Genomic DNA, 23,315 nt, shown 5'->3' with positions numbered 1-23,315 from the left:
GCGATGACAATAATCGCCTTTATCGGCCTAGGACATATGGGCAACCCCATGGCCGCCAATCTGGTCAAAGCTGGACATACAGTTCTCGGTTTTGATCTTTTGCCAGACAATTTGGCTGTTGCCACGGCCAACGGCGTGACAGTAGCCTCAAGCGCAGAGTTCGCTGTTGCTGATGCAGATGTGGTCATCACCATGCTGCCAGCCGGGAAACACGTTCTCTCAGTCTACGAATCCGTGACAAAAGCAGCAAAACAGAATGCGCTGTTTATCGATTCATCGACGATTGACGTCGATTCTGCGCGCAAAGCACATGAGATCGCCCACAAGAATGGGCTGCTTTCCGTTGACGCGCCTGTTTCCGGCGGTATCGGCGGCGCGGCGGCTGGCACTTTGACTTTTATGGTTGGAGGTAGTGCCGAAGCATTTTCCAAAGCCGAGTCAGTCTTGAAACACATGGGCGCAAAAATTGTCCATTGCGGTGATGCCGGGAACGGTCAAGCGGCAAAAATCTGTAACAATATGATCCTCGGCATTTCCATGATCGGCGTTAGCGAGGCTTTCACATTGGCGGAAAAGCTAGGACTTTCCCATCAGGCGCTTTTCGATGTCGCCTCCACCTCCTCCGGTCAATGCTGGTCGCTAACGACCTACTGTCCCGTTCCAGGACCGGTTGCCACATCCCCCGCCAATAATGATTACAAACCGGGATTTGCCGCTGCGTTGATGCTAAAGGATTTGAAGCTTGCACAGGACGCTGCGAAAAGTGTAGGCGCTGCGACACCACTTGGCTCGCATGCTGAAGCCATCTATGCGGAATTTGGTGCCGCGGGAAATGAAGGCTCGGACTTTTCAGCCATCATCAATCATCTTCGCACAACTCAGCGCAAAGATTGACCTCATATATGCGGAAATTCGCAAAATTTAGGTTTAATTAAGTTCTCGATAACCTCGCGGTAAGGATGTCCGGTTAAAACTTTAGGGGTGAGTAGATCAAGACCCTGCTCACCGCTCCGGATCAGGTATTGCGTACCGGGGTTGGATCTCCTGCCGAATTTATCAATCGACAGATACCACATCTATTTTGGCAAAAACCGCGCTGCTTTGTAATGAGCAGAGCGGTTTTTTGTTATTCGCACCAAAGTCTAATTCGAATGACAAAAAGCCGTCACCTGGCGAGGCAACGGCTTCATGCAAGCCAATGACAATTAGCCTGCCGAACGTGTCCAGATGAATGACAGAGCTGACACAACGCCGCTCTTGGCATTGGTGCGCGGTGTATCGCGCTTTTCAGTTGCATTCCACGCTATGTGGACGCCGTTATTCCGATTGAAAATGTAAAGCATTTCTGCACCTCGAAGAGAAACTGTTGTTGCACTCCAAATGCGCTTATTGCTTAAAGTTTGATCACGGTAATTCGTCATACCTTGTCGCATTTACGTTAGTAGCCACGTCAAAAATGCATGGCACCCATGAAAGTTCGCGTTAACTGCGCTTCCCTGCGGGCGTTTTCAACAGAAAAACCTCCGGACGGCGCATGGCGCTAACAGGAAAGTCGAGAACTGCCCACAGTGTCTGCATTTAGCGCGCCATGTCGTTGCAGCTAAAAAACCGTAACGGGATGATATCGGCACGTACCGACATCAACTTTTGAAAGAAAATCACTGAAAGCGTTGATCTTTCATCTATTGGTTTGTTACGATGCCATTATGAGCATTGTTGTTTTGGCACCTCATTCATTTTTCCGGCGTCGTTTTATCGATAGGCCTTGTCGCGATACACCGCATTTATTCAATCAAAGCATTGCATTCTGTCGGGATAACGATGCCAAATGGCACATAAGCGAATGACTGGTAATGGCAGTACCGGGTAAATTCGCATTCGGGTGAACTGTCAAAAAGAGTGGGAGACTAAGAACATGAAGAAGCTACTTGCTTCAACTATATTGGCAGCTGGATTATTCGGTTATGCCGGATCAGCTTCAGCAGCCGAAGATTGCGGTACGGTTACAATCGCAAACATGAACTGGCAGTCAGCTGAAGCCTTGGCCAACCTCGACAAGATAATCTTGACCGAAGGTTATGGCTGCGATGCAGAGCTTGTTGCAGGCGACACTGTGCCGACCTTTACCTCCATGATCGAGAAAGGGCAGCCTGATATCGCACCGGAAGGCTGGTTGAATGCTGTTCGCGAGCCGCTTGAAAAAGCTGTCAAAGAGAACAAGCTGGTCTATGCAGCGCCGGCCATCACTGAAGGCGGCACTGAAAGCTGGTGGGTACCCAAATATTTTGCTGATGCTCATCCGGATATCAAGACCATTGCCGACGCGATGAAGCATCCGGAATTGTTCCCCTCGCCTGAAGACCCTAAAAAGGGAGCCGTCTATAATTGCCCATCAGGCTGGGCATGCCAGATCACGACCGCTAACTTTTATAAGGCTTATGAGGGCGACAAGAATGGTTTCACACTTGTCGACACAGGCTCAGCAGCCGGTCTTGATGGCTCGATAGCGAAAGCTTACGAACGCAAAGAGCCTTGGCTTGGCTACTACTGGGGTCCGACAGCCATTCTCGGCAAATATCCGATGGTAAAGTTGGACAATGGCGTTCCATGGGATGAAAAGGAATGGAACCGCTGCAATTCCATCGCAGATTGCCCGGATCCAAAACCAAATGGTTGGCCGATTGCTGACATTTACACGATCGTCACCAAAAAATTCTCTGAACGTGCTGGACCAGCCTTTGAGTACCTGAAAAAGCGTCAGATTTCGACCGAAGAAACAAACAAGCTTCTCGCGTGGATGGTCGACAATCAAGCCACTGGCGAAGACGGTGCTAAATATTACCTGCAGAACAACGAGGCAACCTGGACGAAGTGGGTTTCCCCTGAAGCTGCCGAGAAAATCAAGGCTGCAGTTAAATAGTTGAATTGCGGCGGAGCAAGCTCCGCCGCAAGCAATCTTAATCAGGTTGGATGCCTCAGCATTCAGCCAGCAAGGTCGTATGAAAAAGCCAGGCTTTTTTTGACTTTAGAAGGGGTACCAACGCATGGATTGGTTCTACTCATTCCCGAACATGAATGATGAGACGCTGCGTAATTTGAAAAAAACGATGGATGAGGGCTTTAAGGCTTTCACGCGCGAATATGGCGACATCATTGAATCATTCTTTGAGCCCCTGCAGTACTTTCTGATTCAAGCAGAACGTTTCATGACAGGCACGCCTTGGCCCATCATGGTACTGCTCATTGCAGGCATAGCCTGGCTTGCCAGCCGCAACTGGAAGATCGTGGCCGGAACAATCCTTACACTGCTTCTGATCGGCTATTTCGATATGTGGAGCGATGCGATGAAAACCATCGCAATGATCTTTGTTGGAACAGTCGTATCCATCGTCGTTGGCATCCCTATCGGCATTATCATGGCGCGATCCGACAGTTTCCAGAGAATCGTTAATCCAATACTTGACGTGATGCAGACAATGCCGAGCTTCGTATACCTGATACCGGTGGTCATGCTGCTCGGTATTGGCAAAGTTCCCGGACTTATCGCTGTGGTGATTTACGCCATCCCGCCAATGATCCGCCTGACTAATCTGGGTATCCGGCTTGTGGATAAGGACGTGTTGGAAGCTGCCGATGCATTCGGTTCATCGAGCTGGCAGCGCCTGAAAAACGTACAGATCCCCCTCGCCCTTCCAACCATCATGGCTGGCATTAATCAAACGATCATGATGGCGCTCGCCATGGTGGTCATTGCTTCAATGATTGGCGTGCAGGGACTTGGGCAACCGGTGCTGCGTTCTGTCAATGGACAGTTCTTCTCCCTTGGTCTTTTCAACGGCCTTGCCATTGTCGGCATTGCCATCATCTTCGACCGCGTTAGTCAGGCCTATGGCAAGCGTCTTCAAAAACATCAGGAGGTCGTCCATGGCTGATCAAACAATTCAAGGCGCGGGAATCAAGATCAAGAATCTTTACAAGATTTTTGGCTCGCGCGGATCTGCATATGTCGAGGCCGTAAAAAACGGCATGACCAAAACAGAGCTCAACGAGAAGCATCACCACGTGCTTGGCCTCCGCGATATCAATATCGATATGCCCGCGGGTGGAATTCAGGTCGTTATGGGTCTATCCGGCTCTGGCAAATCCACTCTCATTCGCCACATCAACCGCCTGATTGATCCAACTGCCGGTGAAGTTATCATCGATGGTACGGACGTCTGCCAGATGAACGAAAGCGATTTGCGCCAATTTCGCCGGCACAAGACTGCGATGGTTTTCCAGAAGTTCGCACTGTTGCCCCACCGCACAGTTCTTGACAACACCGTCTACGGCTTGGAAATCCAAGGCATTTCCCGCGATAAACAGGAAGAACAGGCGCGCCGTTGGATTGAACGGGTCGGCCTCAAAGGCTTTGAGGACAACTACCCGAACCAACTTTCCGGTGGTATGCAGCAACGTGTCGGGCTTGCACGTGCGCTGACAAACGATGCGCCAATCCTGCTTATGGACGAAGCATTTTCAGCACTTGATCCGCTGATCCGCATGGACATGCAGTCTGTCCTTCTGGATCTCCAAAAGGAAATCAAGAAGACCATCGTTTTCATCACGCATGATCTTGATGAAGCGCTTCGCCTGGGTGACCGTATTGCCATTTTGAGAGATGGCGAGGTTATTCAACAAGGGACAGGACAGGACATCGTTCTTCAGCCTGCCGATGAATATATCTCCAGCTTCGTCAAGGAAGTTAATCGCGGACGCGTGATCATGGTAGACACCATAGCGACAACTACCGGCGGTCCCGCAGATGCGGGCCATGTCTCGGTTGCCAGCGGCACTACCCTGGAAGAAGCCGCCAAAACAATGACCGACGCAAACCAACAATACGCTACCGTGGTTGACGAAAATGGTAAGTCGTTGGGCGTTCTGAGCATGAATAGTCTTATTCAGGCAATGGTTACACCGATCAGTCATCTGACCGCCGCTGCTGCCGAATAATAAGCTTACATAAGGATCGCTCTGTTACGCACAGCGCTCCTTATCAGCATCGAATGTCGTTTACTTTGCCCAAGGGGTCGCTCACGCCACGCATCCTTTTTTCACCTCTGGCGATAGTGATCCTATCGCCCTTCAAGGGTGTCATAGAGGGCATGCATTATGAGCGAACCTGCGATTGAAATCGAAAACACTGGTTCATCGCGAGATCATGGTAGACGCGGAGGCCGATCCCGCCCACGCAGCATTGAAAGCGGCGCTTTCGACCAGCCGCCCCCTCGTCAGCTTAGAATTCCTCTGACACCGACCAAAGTGGTCTCCGATGATGAACTGGAATCGATACACAATGCTTCGCTGAGAGTCTTGCAAGAGATTGGCGTTGACGTTCTGCATGATGGTGCCCGGGAAATCATGAAGCAGGCCGGTGCTGACGTGCGCCCCGGCACTGCACGCGTCCATTTCGACAAGGATATGATCCTTGAATATGTGGGACATGCGCCATCCGAATTCACACTTCACGCGCGCAATCCGGCGCATAATGTCCGTTTTGGCGGCAATAACCTTATTTTTGCACAAATGGGTTCAGCACCAAATTGTTCTGATACAGACAATGGCAGGCGCTCGGGCAATCAAGCGGATTTCCGCAATTTCCTCAAACTGGCGCAGATGCATAATATCATCAATGCGACGGGTGGTTATCCGGTCGAACCCATTGATATCCATCCGTCTGTGCGACACCTGGAATGCATCCGCGATCTTGCGACGCTCACAGATAAACCATTCCATATTTATTCGCTCGGTAAGGAACGCAATGAAGACGGAATAGAGATTGCACGGATCGCTCGTGGCATCAGCCGTGAACAACTACAGGAGGAAGCCTCCTGCTACACGATTATCAATACCAACTCCCCGCTTAAACTGGATATCCCGATGATGGAAGGCATCATCCAGATGTCTGGTAACGGTCAGATCGTTATTGTAACACCGTTCACACTTGCCGGAGCAATGGCCCCGGTTACCATTGCCGGCGCATTGGTGCAGCAAAATGCAGAAGCATTAGCGGGAATTTCTTTCACTCAAATGGTCAAGAAGGGCGCTCCTGTCGGCTATGGAGGATTTACCTCCAATGTCGATATGAAATCCGGAGCCCCTGCCTTCGGTACACCTGAATACATGAAAGCGCAGATGGTCGGCGGCCAACTGGCCCGCCGCTACGGCATTCCTTATCGCACCTCCAATGTTTGCGCGGCCAATACGGTCGATGCACAGGCCGCCTATGAGTCGGTTTTTTCGCTTTGGGGAGCCATTCAAGGCGGCGCGAATTTCATGCTGCATTCAGCAGGCTGGCTCGAGGGCGGGTTGTGCTGCTCCTACGAAAAAATGATCCTGGATTTCGACCTCTTGCAAATGGTGGCGGAATTTCTGACCCCGCTTGATCTGTCTGAAGATGCGCTTGGCGTCGAAGCTATGCGCGACGTTGGACCCGGTGGACATTTCTTTGGCACGGCGCACACGCAATCGCGCTACAAAACAGCCTTCTATGCTCCAATCATCTCTGATTGGCGCAATTACGAGAGTTGGCAGGAAGCTGGATCCCCCACAGCGATCGAGCGCGCAAACCGGGTCTGGAAAGAGCGGCTCGCAACCTATGTCAAACCTACGATCAACCCGGCTATCGAAGAAGAAATCGATGCTTTCGTGGCCAAACGAAAGTCTGAAGGCGGCGCTCCAACCGACTTCTAATTGGCCGACTCAGTTTCTCAACATCTTGAATCATATTTATACCCAAGAGGCTTAATTGCATGAAATCGCACGTTAAAGCAGTTGTCATCGGCGGCGGCGTTGTCGGATGTTCAGTCCTTTACCATCTTGCTCGTGCTGGCTGGACTGATGTCTTGCTGATCGAGCGCTCAGAGTTAACATCGGGTTCCTCATGGCATGCTGCCGGCGGCTTTCACACACTTAATGGCGATCCAAATGTAGCCAAGCTGCAGGCTTATACGGTCAGCCTTTACAAGGAAATTGAAGAGCTTTCCGGTCAATCATGCGGCTTGCATTTAACTGGCGGCGTCATGATGGCCGACAGCCCGGAACGCATGGACTTTTTGCGGCTAGCGCATGCACGAGGACGCTACCTTGGCATGGATACCGAACTGATCACACCGTCCGAAGCCAAAGCCATGTTCCCGTTAATGGACGAAAGCAACTTTGTCGGCGCCATGTGGGATCCGGTCGAGGGTCATCTTGATCCATCTGGAACAACACACGCCTATGCCAAGGCTGCACGCAAACTCGGAGCTGAAATATCGCTGCGTAATCGCGTCGTCGAATTAACGCAGGAGGTTGATGGCACATGGAATGTGATTACCGAGCACGGAACGGTGAAAGCCGAACATGTCGTTAATTGCGGCGGCCTTTGGGCCCGTGAAGTGGGGCGTATGGTCGGACTGGAACTGCCCGTTCTCGCCATGGAACATATGTATCTCCTGACCGAAGATGTTCCGGAGGTCATCGAATTCAACCAGAGTACCGGTCGCGAACTCATTGGCGTCATGGATTTCAAAGGTGAAATCTATACGCGGCAGGAACGCAATGGCATTCTGCTTGGCACCTATGAAAAGGCCGCGCAGCCATGGTCCCCGGTCAATACGCCTTGGGATTTTGGTCACGAACTGCTTGCGCCGGATATTGATCGTATCGCCCCTTCCTTGGAAGTCGGGTTCAAGCATTTTCCAGGCATTGAAAAGGCTGGAATAAAACAAATTATCAATGGGCCGTTCACTTTTGCACCAGACGGCAATCCCCTGGTGGGGCCTGTCCCTGGACTGACCAATTATTGGACCGCATGTGCTGTCATGGCCGGTTTCAGTCAGGGCGGTGGCGTTGGTCTGGCACTCTCCAACTGGATGGTGCATGGCGAGCCCGGATTTGATGTTTGGGGTATGGATGTCGCTCGCTTCGGTGAATGGGCAACCTTGCGCTATACCAACGCCAAGGTTCGCGAGAATTATTCTCGCCGTTTTTCCATACGATTTCCCAACGAAGAGCTACCAGCCGCGCGGCCTCAACAAACCACACCGCTCTATGAAACGATGCTCTCGCAAAATGCCGTGATGGGTGATTCCTGGGGGCTGGAAACACCGCTCTGGTTTGCACCCAAAGGCACAGAAGCGAAGGACATCGTTTCCTACCACCGCTCCAACGATTTCGAGCATATTGGCAAAGAGGTGCGGGCAACGCGTGAGCGTGTAGGCGTTACCGAAATTGCCAACTTCGCTAAGTACGAGGTTACAGGCATCGGAGCGGAAGCCTTTCTTTCCCGGTTGATGACCAACACAATGCCGAAAAAGGGACGCCTTGTCCTGACACCGATGCTCAATCACGAAGGCAAGCTTATCGGCGACTTTACGATTGCAAAGGCAGATGACGAGCGCTTTGTTATATGGGGTTCATCAGCGGCCCAGCGTTATCACATGCGCTGGTTCCAAAAGCAGCAGCCAAAAGACGGTTCCGTTACTATTCATCGTTTTGATCAAACATTGGTCGGCTTGTCGATTGCAGGGCCGAAAGCACGCGATGTTCTCGCCAAACTTGTTGATGAAGATGTGTCCAATGCTGCGTTTCGCTTTATGGATTATCGGGAGATGGCCGTTGGGGGCGCGCCATGCAGGGTAAACCGCATTTCCTATACGGGCGATCTTGGCTACGAAATATGGATGGAACCAGCCTATCAAAGGCTGGTCTACAAGGCGATCAAGGATGCTGGCGCTGAATATGATATTGTCGATTTCGGTATGCGCGCCCTGCTCTCCATGCGGCTCGAAAAGAATTTCCCGACATGGTATCGCGAACTGCGGCCGATCTACGGTCCCTATGAGGGTTCAATGGATCGCTTCGTCAAGCTCTCCAAGAATGATTTCATTGGCAGGGAAATGGCAATGCGAGAAAAAGCAGACTTCGATGCTGGTACCAGCACGAAGTTACGCCGTGTCTCGCTTATCATTGATGTACCATCAAGTGATGATGCAGCAGATGTCATGGGCGATGAACCCATTTGGGCAAAAGTCTCCAAGGATTACGGTGTCGTTCAGGCCAGCCATGGCGTCGGTGCTCCGCGCTTCAATAAGGAAGGTGAAGTTGTCGCCAATGCTGGAGACATTGGTGCCGTACAAGGCGAATGGCGTGTGGTTGGCTGGGTAACATCCGGCGGCTATGCCCACTATGTAGGGCATTCCATGGCACAGGGATATGTGCCTGCAGAACTTGCTGCAAATGAGGACCAGGGCTTGTTCGAAGTGGAAATCCTTGGACGCCGGAGAGCCGCCCGGATCAATATCGAGCCACCATTCGACCCATCAGGTGAAAAGATGCGCGGGTAATTCCCGCGATGAAATGAAAGGCAGGCCTTTGCGCCTGCCTGTCCAACCAACAACGACAAGAGCACTGGCCGCCTCGTCATAGCGCTGGGCCAACTCCCATGATTTGCAATCTATGGCAGCAACGTCCGCACGACCGGTTGCTACGGCCTTAATAGATTTCCGGTGCCCACCCGTTTCGGAATGACTAATGAAGAGACCTAGTGTCTCGCCTAAAGCCTCAAGGTCGCGCTTCAGAGAAAGATATCCAGACATGGAATCGGGGCTGTTAAACGCGAGACGTTTTTGCCTGATTGTATCCAAAGGCAGATGGGGCTTTCCGTCGGGGGGAGCAGCTATGGCAACACCCTCACCGCGCCTCATTACAATCGGACTGGAATAAAACGCTTCCTTGCCGCCTTCTGTGCCGGAGTAGTCGTCCTGTCCCACAAGCCGGACATGTGGTTGCAGCCCTAGCTCCATCGGTCCCCAACAGGTCTGCGCCAATAAAAGAGCGGGATGACGCCAAAGCGTGGGAAGATCGAGTTCATCTGGCGGCAACGTCGCCGGGTCTGGGGCGATAATATTGCCTGCAGCATCTCTAATGCTCCCGGGAACCGCAGGCAGGTCGGCGTTGCGTCTTGTCAGGTGATCCGGTGCATCAAAGCCTTCTGCGCGAAGAATGTCACGCAAGAGGGACCATTGCGCATCCACTTCCACGCGTCGTTCCGGCCAATCATACATCGGCAAAGCCGCCACCAAAGTCATGCGCTATACTTAATCTTTCGGTGGCTCTGCGGGAATAGGTAAAGTTGAACCGCCCTGCATACTGATGCCATGACGCCGGGGACGAAAAGCCCGTGCTGTCGCAGGCTCACGTCTTAGCACGGGATGGACAACCTCTTGCTTCTTGCGGAATGCATAGGCGCGCAGAATTTCAAAATAGTTACGAAATACGTAGCCGCCATTCATCCGCTGCCATTCATCTCGTTGTTCATCATAGATTTGCGGCAGATCATACCAAGGTGCGGTGGGGCGCTTATGATGAACAAAATGCAGATTATTATTGAGAAAAAGCAGCGCCAATGGAGATTTCTCGACAATTATCGTCCGCCCATCAGGGCGCTCTGACCATTGATGTTCGCAATAGGTACGGATGGCGATGATTGATAATCCCCAATAAGCCGCGGTGAGCGTATAAATCCAGAGGGGAATATCAAACAAAGCCCAGACGACAACAAGCATGGGAATGAGACCAAGCAAGTGCAAAACCCATGCATTGCGTGTCTTACGTTCCCCGCCAGAGACGAGCTTGAACTCGCTTATAAGGAACCCGGCAACCATTAATGCAGGGCCAATTATAACCCGGCCGACAAGCGTATTGTTCCAGTTCAGCAAGATTTTCAAAGGCTTTGGCAGTTTGTTCCAATCACCCAGCGCGCGAAAATAGCTTTCCGGGTCATCATAAGGGTCGGTCAAGCGCTCATCAGCATGGTGTTTGAGATGCAGGTGCTTATAGCGCCTGAACGGGTAGAACATTCCAAGTGGTACGGAGACGAGCAGCTCGTTAATTGTCCCATTGCGTGTTGGATGACCGTGCAAGGCTTCATGTTGCAGTGACGAATGAAACGCGACTGCTAGGGCCATCAGCAAAAGCGCCAAAATCGGCATTGAGGGATAAAGATAAAGCCCTGCAAAAATCCAAAGCCCGTAACACAACACCATCAAACCAATAGTCGGCCATTCAATACGGTGCCGTTTGTGATTTGCGGATGAATGAGAGGTATGTCGTTCTGATTCCATGTTTTTCATGGTCTCACTGTCAGGAACTGTCAGCAATGATACAATTGTGACTAGGTGTTGATTTTGCGCACCAAATAATGCATTTGTTGTACATTATAAACAAATAGTGATGGCCAGATGGATAAGCGAGATCTTTCGCGCCTGTTTCAAACGCGGATAAAAAGCCTTCTCAATCGTAGCGGCGAGAATCAATCGGCATTCGCTCAATCGGTTGGAATTGACCGTTCTGCGCTGTCACAGCTCTTATCTGGCCAGTCAACGCGGCTCCCCAGGGTTGAAACCTTGCTCAATATTGCTGAGCGACATTCGGTTTCCCTGGATTGGCTGCTGGGCCTTAGTCAAGATGAAGGGATTACCGGCGAGCTACGCCCAAGCATGGAGATTGAGGAAGGGCCGGATAATTTCGAGCGCACTCTTCTGGTCCGCTGGCATGCTGAAGCAACCGGTAGCAAGATTCGCTATGTGCCAGCGCGTATTCCGGATTTGCTGCGTACCCCTGCCGTCATCGCCTATGAAACATCCATGGTTCATCGCGATCCGGCGGCGCAAATGATCGAAACGGCCTTTCGTCTCGATTATAACCGCCAACCCGGTACAGACATGGAAGTCTGCATGCCGTTCCAAACTTTGAATGATTTTGCGTCCGGCAACGGAATCTGGAGCGAATTGACCAAGGACGTTCGCGCTGAGCAACTTGGACATATGTCGTCGTTGCTGGAAGAACTTTACCCCTCCTTCCGTCTCTATCTGTTCGATGGGCGCGAGAAATTTTCCGTACCTTACACGGTTTTTGGACCTTACAGAGTCGCCCTGTTCGTTGGCGGTATGTACCTCGTCCTCAACACAACAGAATCTGTATTGACGATGCAGCGTCACTTTGACGGTCTGATACGCGTAGCGAAGGTCAACGCACACGAAGTCGCCGACTATGTTTCGTCCCTGATAATAAAATAGCCAGAGCGTCGGGCCTTGTCGCATATGGGAATTGACCACATATAAAGATTTCTTTATATCAGCATATCATACAATTAAAGGACAACTTCGATGAACCGTGCGAACCCGCTTGCCGAACTGATTGCTGAAAAGGGTGTGCTATTGGCTGACGGCGCTACCGGCACCAATCTTTTTGCTGCAGGTCTTGAAGCAGGTGAAGCACCGGAGCTTTGGAACGAAGCGCAACCTGAAAAAATAATCGCATTACACCAGGGCTTCGTGGATGCGGGTGCCGATATTATCTTGACCAACTCGTTTGGCGGCACGCGCCACCGCCTTAAACTGCACCATGCTCAAGATCGCGTTTTCGAGTTGAATAAGGCAGCGGCCGAATTGGCTCGAGGCGTTGCCGACAAGGCAAATCGGAAAGTTATTGTTGCAGGCTCAGTAGGCCCTACAGGTGAGTTGCTGGTTCCGCTTGGCGCTCTCACCGAAGAAGATGCGGTTGCTGCGTTCACAGAACAATTGGAAGGCTTGAAGGCTGGTGGCGTCGATGTTGCCTGGATCGAGACAATGTCTGCGCCCGGTGAAATTCGCGCAGCAGCGGAGGCAGCAGTCAAAGTCGGTCTTCCTTATGTCTATACGGGCTCCTTTGATACGGCCGGCAAGACTATGATGGGCCTGCCACCCAAGGAAATTCATGGCGTAGTAGACGGTTTGGCAGAACGTCCAGTCGCGGTTGGCGCCAATTGCGGCGTCGGTGCCTCGGATATATTGGCATCCCTGCTCGATATGAGCGAGGCCGATCCGTCAGCCACTATTGTAATCAAGGGAAATTGCGGCATTCCGGAATTTCGCGGCGCCGAGATTTATTATTCCGGCACACCTGAACTCATGTCCGACTATGCCCATATGGCAATTAACGGCGGTGCGAAAATCATCGGTGGGTGCTGCGGTACGTCATTCGAACATCTGGCAGCCATGCGCAAAGCGCTCGATAGCCATACACATGGACCACGGCCAACGGTGGAAGAAATTGTTGAAGTCATAGGGCCGATGCGCAACAAGCTCGCTGCCCATGCCGACAACACCCCCAAACGCGAGCGTCGTGGGCGGCGCGGTTAGAGCCTACGCAAACGCGGCCATGTGAAAGCGCTGCTGATCGGATACATATACGTGTTCCCGTCCAACGGGGCATGCCAGCCTCGCTTTGCATCCTCTATCCATGCATTCGAAACCCTCAGTCCAAAGGTGGTCCCGGCAGCGATCCACCGCAAAGCCGATCCCGTCAAAAGCTTGAACAGGACAGGCTGATAGACACGGTTTATTCAAACAGACATCACATGGATGAATGGTTGGAGACAGTTGCGAAGGCTCGAGAGCGCTATCAAACAGTAACGCACCTCTAAACGCCTGCCACAGTCCATATTGGGGATGAATCAGCAACCCGAGCGGAGAAGCGGAAAGCCCTTCAGCGCGCTTTGCCCACTCCTGGAATGGCTGATACGGCTGGTCGGAAGGGAAAACGGCAAAGGCCCCCACACGCGTGGCGACTTTGTTTAGTATTTCCTTTGACCAACTATCCAGCGGATCAGCCATATTTGACTGCAACTGCCGCCATTGACCGAAGTGCGGCCATATGGTCGAGCCGAAATGCCCGATCATTACCGCACTTTTGAAATCGGTATGTTCACCAAGGCTCGGCGCCGGTGTCTTGGCATCAAACATAAAACTACCGCGCGGAACAAGGCCAAAAGGCCTTAGTTCCGCAGCAATCCAATCCAACTTCATGTCAGCAGTCATTGCCAGACAACCTACCCCTTCACTGCCGAGGCCCAGACGTCTTTATGGATAAAATCGGCCACTTTAGCCCGGCCGTCTTCGGGCTTCTTTCAGGTGAATGCGTCGGGCATCGATGCCTTTTTCTTGGCAATAAACTCTTTGAGCGATTCATCGATTGCCGGATCAAGATACGGCGCCTCGTAAGTCTCCAGCCAACGGCGGGCAAGTTCGTTGGCGCGCTGGTCGGCACGCTTTTCACCCTCAGCAAGCCATTGCTCATAGGAATTGTTGTCAGCAATGTTCGAACGATAAAAGGCTGTTTGGAAATTGGCCTGTGTATGGTCGCAGCCGAGATAGTGGCTGCCGGGCCCAACCTGCCTGATGGCATCCATAGCTTGGCCGTTTTCGGAAAGATCGACGCCTTCGGCGATTTTCTGGGCCATGCCGAGCTGGTCAATATCCATCATAAACTTCTCGTAAGAGGATACTAATCCGCCTTCGAGCCAACCAGCGGCGTGCAGCACAAAGTTTGTACCCGCCAGCAGCGTCGAATTCAAAGTGTTTGCACTTTCATAGGCCGCCTGAGCATCGGAAACCTTTGATGCGCAAAGCGAACCACCCGTGCGGAACGGCAATCCGAGCCGGCGTGCAAGTTGCGCAGCGCCGTATGACACAAGCGATGGCTCAGGAGTGCCAAATGTCGGTGCTCCCGATTGCATGGAGATAGATGAAGCAAAAGTACCGAAAATGACCGGAGCGCCTGGACGAATCAACTGAGTAAACGCCGCCCCCGCCAGAACCTCGGCCAGAACCTGCGTCAGCGTCCCAGCCACGGTAACCGGGCTCATTGCGCCCGCAAGAATGAATGGCGTGACGATGCAGGCCTGATTGTTGCGTGCATATACTTTCAATGCGCCCAACATCGTCTCATCGAAAACCATCGGTGAATTTGCGTTGATAAGGCTGGTCAGCACTGTGTTCTGGTCAAGATAATCTTCACCAAACACAAGTTTGCACATGGAAATTGTATCTTCAGCCCGCTCGGGTGCAGTGACAGATCCCATAAATGGTTTGTCGGAATATTTGATATGAGCATAGATCATATCAAGATGGCGCTTGTTTACAGGCACATCCACTGGCTCACAGACTGTACCGCCCGAGTGATGGATCGAGGGAGCCATATAGGCAAGCTTCACGAAATTCTGAAAGTCGGCAATGGTCGCATAGCGACGATTGCCATCGAGGTCGCGAACGAAAGGCGGACCGTATACAGGGGCAAAAACTGTCGCTTTCCCACCAATCTGGACCGACCGCTCCGGATTGCGCGCATTTTGCGTATAAACTGAAGGCGCTGTTTTCAAAAGTGAGCGTGGCAAACCTTTTGGAAAATGAACCCGCTCGCCTTTGACATCAGCGCCAGCCTCTTTCCACAGTGCGAGGGCCTCTGCGTCATCGCGAAACTCAATACCGATCTCTTCCAGCACTGTGTCGGCATTGGCTTCGATAATCGCCAAGCCTTCCTCGTCCAGTACCTCATAGGTATTTATCTTGCGGGTAATATAAGTCAGTGATTTTCCAGGCCCGCCACCGGACCGTGCGGCACGGCGCGCGGCAGCTCCAGCTCCTGCGCCACGACCGCGGCGAACACCACCGCCTGTTTCCGCCTCAGCGGAAGCATCAACTGACGTATCCTCACTCATTTTCTTATCTCCTCAGCGCTTCGTGAGCGCAGGCTTTTCCTTCAACAGACCAAATCCTAACGGCATAGCCTGCAAGAGCGTTTCCGTGTGCGGCACCCAGTGGCGCATCGGAGACAACCAACAGTCGTTTTCGTCATTTACGAGGTCGCATTTAAGCAATGTGTTTTCAGCAACTTGCCCGATATGATAGAGAAACGCCAGAACCCTTGTTCACATCTGCATGAGGCGCGAAAGGAAGCATAGAAATGGCCGACGATGAAATCATTCTTTCGGAGCTTTCAGACGAAGAACTCGTCGAGCAAATGCACGATGATCTGTATGACGGCCTCAAGGAAGAGATCGAAGAAGGCACAAACATTCTGCTTGAACGCGGTTGGGTGCCCTATAGGGTCCTGACTGAAGCGCTAGTGGAGGGAATGCGTATCGTCGGCGAAGATTTCCGCGATGGTATCCTCTTCGTGCCGGAAGTTTTGCTGTCAGCCAATGCGATGAAAGCAGGCATGTTCATCCTCCGCCCTCTCCTTGCAGCAACCGGCGCGCCCAAGCAGGGCAAGCTGGTAATTGGCACTGTTAAGGGTGACATTCATGACATTGGCAAGAATCTCGTTGGCATGATGATGGAAGGCGCAGGGTTTGATGTGATTGACCTGGGCATCAATAATCCCGTTGAAAATTATCTGGCGGCCATTGAAGAGCACAAACCCGATATCCTTGGCATGTCGGCGCTTTTGACCACGACAATGCCGTATATGAAGGTCGTCATCGACACGATGAAGGAAAAAGGCATTCGGGACGACTATGTGGTACTCGTCGGCGGCGCACCGCTTAATGAAGAGTTCGGCAAAGCAGTCGGCGCGGATGCCTATTGCCGCGATGCGGCGGTTGCCGTTGAAACTGCAAAATCCTACATGAAGCGCAAACATAATCAGATGTCGGGCGCATAATTACGAAACGGCCGCATGATAATGCAGCCGCTCGTTCTCAGTAAAATGGGAGAAAGCGCCATATTGGCGCTTTAATTATTGAGCAGAATTTGCAACGCGGTGGCCTGCGTTCTGAGTTGCATTTACAGTATTTGCGGCATCGGCACCCACGCCCCGAATGGTATTTGCGCAGCCCGCTAGTGTAACTACAGCAAGAATAGCTGCAATCGGAGCAAAGTGTGATAGTTTCATGGAAATGTCTCCCGTTCTGATAAATTAAATCCAACGTTCGCATAACGCGATGGAGCAACATCGGTTCCATGAATGTTAGCCGAAACCACACAATTCAACCGGAGCCTGTACGGGTCATTGCTTGCGGAATGATTGCACGCGAAGTGCTTGCCATTCGCGAACAGTTTGGCCTCGATCATTTACAGTTGATATGCCTGCCGGCGGAGTATCACCACTACCCTGACAAAATAGCGCCATCTGTTGATCAAGCTATTCAAAAAGCCAAGGCCGAAGGTATAACAAACATCTTCATCGGTTATGCTGACTGCGGAACGGGCGGTTTGCTGGATCGGGTATGCGAAAAGCACGGTGTGGAACGAATTGCTGGCCCTCACTGCTTTTCATTCTATGCGGGTAACGACCTCTTTGCCGCACAATGGGATGATGACATGACATCATTTTTCATGACAGATTTTCTTGCCCGCCATTTTGACGCCTTCATGGTCAAACCCTTGGGATTGGATCGCCATCCGGAATTGCGGGACATCTATTTCGGCAACTACAAGAAGATGGTCTATATGGCACAAACAGACAATCCGGAACTGAGCGTAAAAGCTGAAAAAGCCGCAGAGTTCTTAGGATTGGCTTACGAGCGTCGGCTTACTGGCTATGGCGACCTGGTACCTGCACTGAAGGCGGCAGCCGGTCACTGAACGGCTTGCCTCCCCTAATGTCAGCGAGTTTAATTTCTCTTTGTTTTTTGATTCCAACAGGAATTTTCCATGCGATTTCCCATTTTGACAGTTCTTCTGATCTGCATCGCACATTCTGCTTTTGCGGATGGGACCATCAACAAAATCATCACGGCTTCAGACAAAGTTCGTCTCGCCTCGCATGAAACAACCAAAGCGCAGGCGTTGAGCGAAGCAAGAAAAGGCGGAGAACCGGCAGATATAGCCAAACTCAACGATATTCTTGCCGCGCCCACTCTCGGATTTGGTGAGAATTTTGACATGACCGGCAACTGGCAATGCCGCACAATAAAGCTTGGGAAAACCACGCCGCTGGTAATTTACAGCTGGTTCAAATGTCGTGTCACCGATGATGGATCCGGTTGGATGCTGGAAAAGATAAGCGGATCGCAGCGTACCAAAGGTCGCTTCTTCACTGATAGTGACACAAGGCTGATCTATTTGGGAAGTGGCTTTATTGCTGGTGAAAAGCCGAAAAAATATGGTTCTGGCGCTGATACTGACGAGGTAGGTTATGCCTACCGAATGTCAACGAACTCGTTCCGGATTGAGTTTCCCTCACCAGCGCTCGAGTCAATTTTGGATGTTCTGGAATTAAAACGTTAAGCCCTTTCGTCATTGCAATGTCACCAAGCTCACGCCATATGCGTCGAAAGCACAAGCAAGACGAGAACATGACTGCTACTCAAGCAAACCATAAACCAAGTCCTGAGGACCACATAGAAGAGATGCAAGCGGACAACGATCCGCGGCCTCTCTCTCAGGTTTTCAAGGATTTATCTCTTTCCGTTACCGCTCCTGTTTCATTCACCGAACTGGAGGACGCATTTACAGATCGCAGTTTTGCTGCGCTGTTGACGTTCTTTGCCATCTTGAACCTGCTGCCACTGCCCCCTGGCACTGGAATAGTCACAGGTATCCCCCTTGTGCTTGTGTCGGTTCAAATGGTCATGGGACGGGATTCCGTTTGGCTGCCCTCTTTTCTGCGCACAAAGTCAATTTCGCCTGAACGTTTCAGGCAGGTTTCCGACAAGATTGTGCCCAGGCTCCAATGGCTCGAGCGCTTTATAAAACCACGCAACTGGCCGTTTGGTCGGAAACAAGGCGACCGCTTGCTCGGTGCTTTTACTACTATTCTCGGCATGTCAGTCGTATTGCCGATGCCGCTTTCAAACTGGCTCCCAGCGCTCGCAACTGCAATTATCGGAATTGCCTTATGTGAACGCGATGGGCGACTATTGTTTGCAGGGCTTACAATAGGTGTTGTCTCAATTGCGATTGTCGCTGGTTTTGCCTTTGTCGCTGCCAGCGTTATTACCTATGCAGCAAGTTTTTGGCCCTTCTAAAATAAGTTGTCGCAAAAATAGCACCACGGTACGTCGCATTTGAGTGCCCGTGCGTCGTGAGATAGCTAGCTTAGCCCAATATTTTCCGGCACAAGGAACGTTGTCGGAGGACCTTTTGCATGGCTGATCTCATTGTCGTTTATTGGCGGGATATACCCGCCCAAGTGACCGTCAAAAAAGGCCGCCAGGCAGCAAAGCGTGAACTCCCCATTCGTTTTACTGAAGCTATCGACATGTGCGCGATGCGCATAGGTGCCAAAGATTCTGACGCTTATCTGGCCGAATGGCGTCGCGGCACGCCGGTGCCTGTCAGTGACGATCTTGAAACTGAGGCTGATACGGCCCTCGCCCGTATTGACAATGATTATGACCGGGAACGCCTTGTGGCGCTTGTAAAGGCAGGTGGACATGACAATTCATGAATTGAGAGCGAAGCCAATGACAAAAATCGCAGCATCAATCGAAGTCGCAGCGCGCCAGGCTATCGAATCCCAAGATCTTCCGGGCCTTTTTCCGGCCGGTACGCGTGTTTATATCACTGACATGGGTAGCGATAGCGTTGATACGCTCACAGCGGCTGCAAAGCGCATTCATGATCTTGGATATAAGCCTGTTCCACATTTCGCTTCGCGTCGCCTTTCGACAAAAGCTGCCTTGGAAACCCGCATTCAACGCGCTGCGCAGGAAGCTGGCGTCACAGATGTCCTCGTCATTGGCGGTGGTCTTGAGCGTCAGGCCGGTGAATTTTCTTCCACAATGCAGGTTCTTGAAACCGGTTTTTTTGATAAGTATGGCATTACGGAAATGGGTGTTGCCGGTCATCCGGAAGGAAGCCCTGAGTTTTCCGAAGCTGTTGCTTTGGAGGCGCTTCGCCTCAAGAAGAATTTCGGTGAACGCACCGGTGCTCGTATTCGGGTAGTCACCCAGTTCGGTTTTGATGCTGATCGCTTTATCCGTTATTCGGAATCGCTGCGCGAGCATGGCGTGGATTTGCCAGTCCATCTGGGCGTCGCAGGCCCCGCAAAAATCACAACGCTGATTAAATATGCTGCAATGTGTGGTGTAGGTAATTCAATCAGCTTCTTGAAGAAGAATGCGCTTTCGCTAACTGCGCTCGCGACAAGCCATTCTCCGGAGGGTGTAGTTGGCCCAATCGAGCAGCACGCGATTGCCAATCCGGCATCCGCGATCAAGCAGATACACGTGTTTCCGTTTGGTGGCCTGAAGAAATCATCCGAATGGCTGGTTGATCGTGGTTCATGGAACTTGAACGCTACACCCTACCTAGCAGTCAACTCAGCGGCCAATTAAGGATTTCTGCATGACCCGTACGATCGTTGCCTCGGCAACCAGAGAGATCATCATAGGTTTCGATCAGCCTTTTTGCGTAATCGGCGAGCGGATCAACCCTACCGGGCGCAAGAAGCTTGCCGCAGAGATGGTGGCTGGAAACTTCGATACTGTCATCAGGGATGCACTGGAACAGGTAGCCGCTGGCGCAACCATGTTGGATGTGAATGCCGGGGTAACAGCGGTGGATCCGAATGCTACGGAGCCTGATCTTCTGGTCAAGACACTTGAGATCGTACAGAATCTGGTTGACGTGCCGCTTTCCATAGACAGTTCGGTTACGGCAGCTATCGAAGCTGCACTGCGTGTTGCCAAAGGTCGTCCATTGGTGAATTCAGTAACCGGTGAAGAGGAAAAACTAGAAGCAATTCTTCCGCTTATAAAGAAATATAATGTCCCGGTCGTAGCCATCTCGAACGACGAGACCGGCATTTCCATGGATCCGGACGTTCGCTTTGCGGTTGCCAAGAAGATCGTTCAACGTGCCGCTGATTTCGGCATTCCCGCCCACGACATTGTTGTCGATCCGCTGGTCATGCCCATCGGAGCTCTCGGCGATGCGGGACGTCAGGTATTTGCCCTGCTTCGCCGCCTGCGGGAAGAACTCAAGGTAAATACCACTTGCGGCCTGTCAAACATTTCGTTCGGTTTACCGCATCGTCATGGCATCAATGCCGGTTTCATTCCAATGGTCATCGGCGCTGGAATGACGTCGGCCATTATGAATCCCTGCCGCCCACAGGAGATGGAAGCGGTGCACGCTGCCAATGTTCTCAACGGCACTGATGCCAATTGCACCTATTGGATCAAAAAATACCGTGACCACCAGCCAGCAGGGGCAGGTGCAACTGCGGGAATTTCTGTCCCTGCCGATTCATCCGGTGGTGGTCGTCGCCGTGGTGGACGAGATGCGCGACGCGGCGTCGCAAGCTAGCCGTTTGCGTCAGACGCTCGGCCCGGCATAGATAGGTGGAGGCTACACCCTGCCCTCCACCTAATGAGTTTTGGAGTACCGATCTTGAACGCACCCGTTAAAACACCTGAAAGCTCCGCCAGAGAAGCACTCGTGCTTTTCATGCCTTCAGGAAAGCGTGGTCGCTTTGCAGTTGGCACTCCTATCCTCGATGCAGCGCGTACTCTCGGCGTATATGTCGAAAGTGTTTGCGGCGGTCGCGGTATTTGCGGCCGTTGTCAGGTCGAAGTACAGGAGGGTCGCTTTGCCAAACATGGCATTACCTCCTCCAACGATCATATTTCGGAATTTGGCGCCAAAGAGCAACGATACGCGGAAAAGCGGGACCTCAAACAAGGCAGGCGCCTGTCCTGTTCGGCGACGATCCTTGGCGATCTTGTTGTCGACGTTCCGCAAGACGTTCAAGTCAACGCACAGGTCGTACGCAAAGAGGTCGATACACGCGTGATCGAGCGTAATCCCGCTATCCGCATGTGCTATGTCGAGGTTGAAGAGCCCGACATGCACAAACCGCTTGGCGATCTGGACCGACTGAAGGCTGCGCTCGAAAAGGAATGGGGCTTTCACAATATAGACGTCGACACCTATCTTCTCGCCGATGTTCAGAAGATACTTCGCAAGGGCGAATGGGGCGTCACTGCCGCTATCCACCATGATGAAGAGACATCCCGCCCAACCATGATCGGCTTGTGGCCTGGCCTCAAGAATGAAGCCTATGGCATTGCTTGTGATATAGGCTCCACGACGATTGCCATGCATCTGTCGTCGCTTCTTTCAGTTCGTACCATCGCATCGGCGGGCACGTCCAATCCGCAAATCCGCTTCGGCGAAGACCTGATGAGCCGCGTCTCATATGTCATGATGAATCCGGACGGACGCGAAGGCATGACCACCGCCGTTCGTGGGGCGATAAATGAACTGATCGACAGGGTCTGCGCCGAAGGCGGAGTTGCCCGCGAAGATATTCTCGATGCAGTTTTCGTCGGTAATCCGATCATGCACCATCTTTTCCTCGGCATTGATCCGACCGAGCTAGGTGGAGCGCCATTTGCGCTGGCGGTTTCAGGCGCTGTGCATCTCAAATCATCTGACATTGGCCTTCCGATGAATCCCGGAACCCGTGTTTACATGCTGCCATGTATTGCTGGGCACGTTGGCGCTGATGCTGCAGCCGCCACTCTGGCGGAAGGCCCGCATCGCCAAGAAGAGATGATGTTGCTGGTTGATGTTGGCACCAATGCCGAGATCGTTCTGGGAAATCGTCATCGTACAGTTGCCGCCTCATCGCCGACTGGTCCGGCCTTTGAAGGTGCAGAAATTTCTGGTGGTCAGCGTGCAGCACCCGGCGCCATTGAGAGGGTTCGCATAGATCCTGTAACTCTGGAGCCTCGCTTCCGGGTGATCGGCACAGAACAATGGTCCGACGAGCCGGGCTTTGATGACGCTGTGGCGGCAAGCGGTATTACCGGCATTTGCGGCTCGGCCATTATTGAAGTCGTTGCGGAGATGTATCTGTCTGGAATAATTTCCGAAGATGGCGTGATCGACGGTAGCCTTGCTGCCAAATCACCACGCGTTATGGCAACTGGCCGCACGTTTTCCTACCTTTTGCATGAAGGTATGCCGACAATTACCATTACCCAGACAGATGTCCGAGCCATTCAGCTGGCAAAAGCGGCACTTTATGCCGGGGTCAAGTTGCTGATGGACAAGTTGGGCATTGATCACGTCGATCAAATACGGTTTGCCGGTGCCTTTGGCTCGTTTATCGATCCGAAATACGCCATGGTTCTCGGTCTGATCCCTGATTGCGATTTGGACAAGGTTCAAGCCGTGGGTAACGCGGCGGGTACCGGCGCACGCATGGCTCTGCTAAACCGTAACTATCGCCGCGAAATCGAGGACACTGTTACTCGCATCGAGAAAATTGAAACTGCTCTTGAACCGAAGTTCCAAGAACATTTCGTTTATGCAATGGCGATGCCGAATAAGGTCGATCCTTTCCCAAAACTGTCCAAAGCCGTTACCTTGCCTCCACGCAAAAATGTCAGCGAGGATGGCATTGCAGGTGACGCCACGCCGCGTCGCCGTTCACGTGAGGATCGCGCTGCCCGCCGATCACGTGATTAGCTTTGTTACTTTCGTAATTTCCGCTATCAAACAACCTCATATGAG

The 23,315-nt window shown here is 52.1% G+C and carries 22 protein-coding genes; 16 read left to right on the top strand and 6 right to left on the bottom strand.

The window, feature by feature from the left end; all coding sequences use genetic code 11:
• Positions 1-3 precede the first annotated feature (3 nt).
• On the top strand, positions 4-894 hold the full coding sequence (gene mmsB, locus ACTJI9_RS02820) for a 3-hydroxyisobutyrate dehydrogenase (protein ID WP_115052669.1): 891 nt from the start codon (positions 4-6) through the stop codon (positions 892-894).
• A gap of 311 nt (positions 895-1,205) precedes the next feature.
• Here the strand turns inward: mmsB and ACTJI9_RS02815 are convergent, their stop codons facing one another.
• Complete coding sequence (locus ACTJI9_RS02815; RefSeq protein WP_163025467.1) at positions 1,206-1,343, bottom strand: hypothetical protein; 138 nt, start codon at positions 1,341-1,343, stop codon at positions 1,206-1,208.
• A gap of 572 nt (positions 1,344-1,915) precedes the next feature.
• Between ACTJI9_RS02815 and ACTJI9_RS02810 the strand changes: the two genes are divergently transcribed.
• The 5 genes from ACTJI9_RS02810 (at position 1,916) to ACTJI9_RS02790 (ending at position 9,371) form a co-directional block, all read left to right on the top strand.
• A complete protein-coding gene (locus tag ACTJI9_RS02810) occupies positions 1,916-2,920 on the top strand; it encodes an ABC transporter substrate-binding protein (RefSeq protein WP_115052666.1) in 1,005 nt (334 codons plus the stop codon).
• A gap of 124 nt (positions 2,921-3,044) precedes the next feature.
• Positions 3,045-3,932: an ABC transporter permease gene (locus ACTJI9_RS02805; protein ID WP_115052665.1), complete on the top strand. Its 888-nt coding sequence runs from the start codon at positions 3,045-3,047 to the stop codon at positions 3,930-3,932.
• Positions 3,933-3,939: 7 nt separating this feature from the next.
• Positions 3,940-4,995 (top strand): quaternary amine ABC transporter ATP-binding protein, encoded by a 1,056-nt coding sequence (locus ACTJI9_RS02800; protein ID WP_370878870.1) that lies wholly within the window; start codon positions 3,940-3,942, stop codon positions 4,993-4,995.
• A 159-nt stretch (positions 4,996-5,154) separates the two neighbouring features.
• On the top strand, positions 5,155-6,735 hold the full coding sequence (locus ACTJI9_RS02795) for a trimethylamine methyltransferase family protein (protein ID WP_440805851.1): 1,581 nt from the start codon (positions 5,155-5,157) through the stop codon (positions 6,733-6,735).
• 59 nt (positions 6,736-6,794) lie between these two features.
• Positions 6,795-9,371 (top strand): GcvT family protein, encoded by a 2,577-nt coding sequence (locus ACTJI9_RS02790; RefSeq protein WP_440805849.1) that lies wholly within the window; start codon positions 6,795-6,797, stop codon positions 9,369-9,371.
• On the opposite strand, the gene ACTJI9_RS02785 is transcribed toward ACTJI9_RS02790, so the two are convergent.
• Positions 9,348-10,115 carry a phosphate/phosphite/phosphonate ABC transporter substrate-binding protein gene (locus ACTJI9_RS02785; protein WP_440805846.1) on the bottom strand — a complete coding sequence of 256 codons (768 nt, stop codon included), beginning with the start codon at positions 10,113-10,115 and terminating at the stop codon, positions 9,348-9,350. The two genes, ACTJI9_RS02790 and ACTJI9_RS02785, sit on opposite strands and share 24 nt — an antisense overlap.
• 9 nt (positions 10,116-10,124) lie before the next feature.
• Positions 10,125-11,150, bottom strand: coding sequence for a fatty acid desaturase (locus tag ACTJI9_RS02780; protein WP_115052660.1), 1,026 nt, complete (start codon positions 11,148-11,150; stop codon positions 10,125-10,127).
• 117 nt (positions 11,151-11,267) lie between these two features.
• Between ACTJI9_RS02780 and ACTJI9_RS02775 the strand changes: the two genes are divergently transcribed.
• Both ACTJI9_RS02775 and bmt read left to right on the top strand, forming a co-directional pair.
• Positions 11,268-12,104 carry a helix-turn-helix domain-containing protein gene (locus tag ACTJI9_RS02775; protein WP_115052659.1) on the top strand — a complete coding sequence of 279 codons (837 nt, stop codon included), beginning with the start codon at positions 11,268-11,270 and terminating at the stop codon, positions 12,102-12,104.
• 90 nt (positions 12,105-12,194) lie between these two features.
• Positions 12,195-13,208, top strand: a complete 1,014-nt coding sequence (bmt, locus tag ACTJI9_RS02770; protein ID WP_115052658.1) for a betaine--homocysteine S-methyltransferase — start codon at positions 12,195-12,197, stop codon at positions 13,206-13,208.
• Between the two features lie 3 nt (positions 13,209-13,211).
• Here bmt and ACTJI9_RS02765 read toward each other — a convergent pair whose 3' ends face one another.
• The gene (locus ACTJI9_RS02765) at positions 13,212-13,811 is read right to left on the bottom strand and encodes a hypothetical protein (protein ID WP_440805842.1); all 600 of its coding nucleotides are present in this window, start codon (positions 13,809-13,811) and stop codon (positions 13,212-13,214) included.
• 164 nt (positions 13,812-13,975) lie between these two features.
• On the bottom strand, positions 13,976-15,565 hold the full coding sequence (locus ACTJI9_RS02760; RefSeq protein ID WP_440805839.1) for a trimethylamine methyltransferase family protein: 1,590 nt from the start codon (positions 15,563-15,565) through the stop codon (positions 13,976-13,978).
• A gap of 245 nt (positions 15,566-15,810) precedes the next feature.
• Between ACTJI9_RS02760 and ACTJI9_RS02755 the strand changes: the two genes are divergently transcribed.
• Positions 15,811-16,509 carry a corrinoid protein gene (locus ACTJI9_RS02755; RefSeq protein ID WP_336439836.1) on the top strand — a complete coding sequence of 233 codons (699 nt, stop codon included), beginning with the start codon at positions 15,811-15,813 and terminating at the stop codon, positions 16,507-16,509.
• A gap of 75 nt (positions 16,510-16,584) precedes the next feature.
• Here the strand turns inward: ACTJI9_RS02755 and ACTJI9_RS02750 are convergent, their stop codons facing one another.
• Positions 16,585-16,740: an entericidin gene (locus ACTJI9_RS02750; protein WP_115052654.1), complete on the bottom strand. Its 156-nt coding sequence runs from the start codon at positions 16,738-16,740 to the stop codon at positions 16,585-16,587.
• Between the two features lie 68 nt (positions 16,741-16,808).
• On the opposite strand from ACTJI9_RS02750, the gene ACTJI9_RS02745 reads away from it, so the two are divergent.
• From ACTJI9_RS02745 to ACTJI9_RS02715, 7 genes are all read left to right on the top strand, one after another.
• The gene (locus tag ACTJI9_RS02745) at positions 16,809-17,432 is read left to right on the top strand and encodes a DUF1638 domain-containing protein (protein WP_440805836.1); all 624 of its coding nucleotides are present in this window, start codon (positions 16,809-16,811) and stop codon (positions 17,430-17,432) included.
• A gap of 69 nt (positions 17,433-17,501) precedes the next feature.
• Positions 17,502-18,077 (top strand): DUF4893 domain-containing protein, encoded by a 576-nt coding sequence (locus tag ACTJI9_RS02740; protein WP_307285970.1) that lies wholly within the window; start codon positions 17,502-17,504, stop codon positions 18,075-18,077.
• Between the two features lie 68 nt (positions 18,078-18,145).
• Positions 18,146-18,817: an exopolysaccharide biosynthesis protein gene (locus ACTJI9_RS02735; RefSeq protein ID WP_307285973.1), complete on the top strand. Its 672-nt coding sequence runs from the start codon at positions 18,146-18,148 to the stop codon at positions 18,815-18,817.
• Positions 18,818-18,936: 119 nt separating this feature from the next.
• On the top strand, positions 18,937-19,239 hold the full coding sequence (locus ACTJI9_RS02730; protein ID WP_115052651.1) for a virulence factor: 303 nt from the start codon (positions 18,937-18,939) through the stop codon (positions 19,237-19,239).
• 16 nt (positions 19,240-19,255) lie between these two features.
• Positions 19,256-20,128, top strand: coding sequence for a methylenetetrahydrofolate reductase (locus tag ACTJI9_RS02725; protein ID WP_440805832.1), 873 nt, complete (start codon positions 19,256-19,258; stop codon positions 20,126-20,128).
• Between the two features lie 10 nt (positions 20,129-20,138).
• A complete protein-coding gene (locus ACTJI9_RS02720; RefSeq protein WP_337354567.1) occupies positions 20,139-21,101 on the top strand; it encodes a methyltetrahydrofolate cobalamin methyltransferase in 963 nt (320 codons plus the stop codon).
• A gap of 141 nt (positions 21,102-21,242) precedes the next feature.
• Positions 21,243-23,270 carry an ASKHA domain-containing protein gene (locus ACTJI9_RS02715; protein WP_440806213.1) on the top strand — a complete coding sequence of 676 codons (2,028 nt, stop codon included), beginning with the start codon at positions 21,243-21,245 and terminating at the stop codon, positions 23,268-23,270.
• Positions 23,271-23,315: the final 45 nt, after the last annotated feature.

The sequence above is a fragment of the Phyllobacterium sp. 22552 genome (assembly GCF_052044585.1).
Taxonomy (GTDB): domain Bacteria; phylum Pseudomonadota; class Alphaproteobacteria; order Rhizobiales; family Rhizobiaceae; genus Phyllobacterium; species Phyllobacterium ifriqiyense.
This window is presented reverse-complemented; position numbering and strand designations above follow the sequence as displayed.

What these genes read in the sequence shown, in the direction of transcription:
- ACTJI9_RS02785 (WP_440805846.1), bottom strand. Translation starts at nt 10,115, where the DNA reads ATGACTTTGGTGGCGGCTTTGCCGATGTATGATTGGCCGGAACGACGC.
- ACTJI9_RS02735 (WP_307285973.1), top strand. Translation starts at nt 18,146, where the DNA reads ATGACTGCTACTCAAGCAAACCATAAACCAAGTCCTGAGGACCACATA.
- ACTJI9_RS02750 (WP_115052654.1), bottom strand. Translation starts at nt 16,740, where the DNA reads ATGAAACTATCACACTTTGCTCCGATTGCAGCTATTCTTGCTGTAGTT.
- ACTJI9_RS02815 (WP_163025467.1), bottom strand. Translation starts at nt 1,343, where the DNA reads ATGCTTTACATTTTCAATCGGAATAACGGCGTCCACATAGCGTGGAAT.
- ACTJI9_RS02715 (WP_440806213.1), top strand. Translation starts at nt 21,243, where the DNA reads ATGCCTTCAGGAAAGCGTGGTCGCTTTGCAGTTGGCACTCCTATCCTC.
- ACTJI9_RS02725 (WP_440805832.1), top strand. Translation starts at nt 19,256, where the DNA reads ATGACAAAAATCGCAGCATCAATCGAAGTCGCAGCGCGCCAGGCTATC.
- ACTJI9_RS02795 (WP_440805851.1), top strand. Translation starts at nt 5,155, where the DNA reads ATGAGCGAACCTGCGATTGAAATCGAAAACACTGGTTCATCGCGAGAT.
- bmt (WP_115052658.1), top strand. Translation starts at nt 12,195, where the DNA reads ATGAACCGTGCGAACCCGCTTGCCGAACTGATTGCTGAAAAGGGTGTG.
- ACTJI9_RS02765 (WP_440805842.1), bottom strand. Translation starts at nt 13,811, where the DNA reads ATGTTTGATGCCAAGACACCGGCGCCGAGCCTTGGTGAACATACCGAT.
- ACTJI9_RS02745 (WP_440805836.1), top strand. Translation starts at nt 16,809, where the DNA reads ATGAATGTTAGCCGAAACCACACAATTCAACCGGAGCCTGTACGGGTC.
- ACTJI9_RS02755 (WP_336439836.1), top strand. Translation starts at nt 15,811, where the DNA reads ATGGCCGACGATGAAATCATTCTTTCGGAGCTTTCAGACGAAGAACTC.
- ACTJI9_RS02740 (WP_307285970.1), top strand. Translation starts at nt 17,502, where the DNA reads ATGCGATTTCCCATTTTGACAGTTCTTCTGATCTGCATCGCACATTCT.
- ACTJI9_RS02790 (WP_440805849.1), top strand. Translation starts at nt 6,795, where the DNA reads ATGAAATCGCACGTTAAAGCAGTTGTCATCGGCGGCGGCGTTGTCGGA.
- mmsB (WP_115052669.1), top strand. Translation starts at nt 4, where the DNA reads ATGACAATAATCGCCTTTATCGGCCTAGGACATATGGGCAACCCCATG.
- ACTJI9_RS02720 (WP_337354567.1), top strand. Translation starts at nt 20,139, where the DNA reads ATGACCCGTACGATCGTTGCCTCGGCAACCAGAGAGATCATCATAGGT.
- ACTJI9_RS02780 (WP_115052660.1), bottom strand. Translation starts at nt 11,150, where the DNA reads ATGGAATCAGAACGACATACCTCTCATTCATCCGCAAATCACAAACGG.
- ACTJI9_RS02775 (WP_115052659.1), top strand. Translation starts at nt 11,268, where the DNA reads ATGGATAAGCGAGATCTTTCGCGCCTGTTTCAAACGCGGATAAAAAGC.
- ACTJI9_RS02760 (WP_440805839.1), bottom strand. Translation starts at nt 15,565, where the DNA reads ATGAGTGAGGATACGTCAGTTGATGCTTCCGCTGAGGCGGAAACAGGC.
- ACTJI9_RS02805 (WP_115052665.1), top strand. Translation starts at nt 3,045, where the DNA reads ATGGATTGGTTCTACTCATTCCCGAACATGAATGATGAGACGCTGCGT.
- ACTJI9_RS02810 (WP_115052666.1), top strand. Translation starts at nt 1,916, where the DNA reads ATGAAGAAGCTACTTGCTTCAACTATATTGGCAGCTGGATTATTCGGT.
- ACTJI9_RS02730 (WP_115052651.1), top strand. Translation starts at nt 18,937, where the DNA reads ATGGCTGATCTCATTGTCGTTTATTGGCGGGATATACCCGCCCAAGTG.